General features: G+C 67.0%; 1 pseudogene. It reads left to right on the top strand.

Annotated elements, in window-relative coordinates:
- Window positions 1-219: 219 nt before the first annotated feature.
- A pseudogene (locus RNC47_RS36130) lies at window positions 220-628 on the top strand (hypothetical protein); the annotation flags it as partial.

Raw genomic sequence — 628 nt, 5'->3', positions numbered from 1 at the left:
GAGCTACGGTGCGCTCGTCAAGTGTGGGGTCGAGAATGACCATGATTTCGTATGGACGCATTAGAACCTCATCACCTCCTCTGGTCGTGTACGGCCACGGCGGATTCCGTGGCAGGAGGGTCGCCTGCGTCGGCAACCGGCCCAGGCTACCCGAAACCGTCCTGATCTGCGAAATCCGTATAGGGTGAGCTCCTTGGTCCAGGAGTCGAGGGGGGATGCGTGAACTATCCGTACGGGCCTTACGCGCAGGGGTTCCCGGGACAACCCGGTCAACCGCAGCAGCCAGGCTTCCCGCAGCAGCCGGGCTACCCGCAGCCTGGCTACCCACAGCAGCCCGGCTTTCCCCAACAACAAGGCTTTCCGCCGTCCGGGTACCCGCAGCAGGGCGGCTTCCAGCACCAGCCCTACGGGATGCCGAGCCCCGAGCCCAGTGGTGTCACCGGCATCATCGCCGCGGTTCTCGCGGCCCTGGGCGCCGTGTCAGGCCTCGGCGGCGGCGTGCTCGCGGCCATCGGCCTGGCCGCAGCGGGGACCGAGGCCAGCCTTTCCGGCGGCGTGTACGCGGTGCTGATCGTCGCGATCCTGTTCAACTTCGTCTTCGGCCTGATCATCGCCGTCGGAGCGGTGC

This window comes from Streptomyces millisiae (genome assembly GCF_031845425.1).
Taxonomy (GTDB): Bacteria; Actinomycetota; Actinomycetes; order Streptomycetales; family Streptomycetaceae; genus Streptomyces; species Streptomyces millisiae.
The sequence above is the reverse complement of the archived record's forward strand: the minus strand, read 5'-3'. Positions and strand labels throughout refer to the sequence as shown.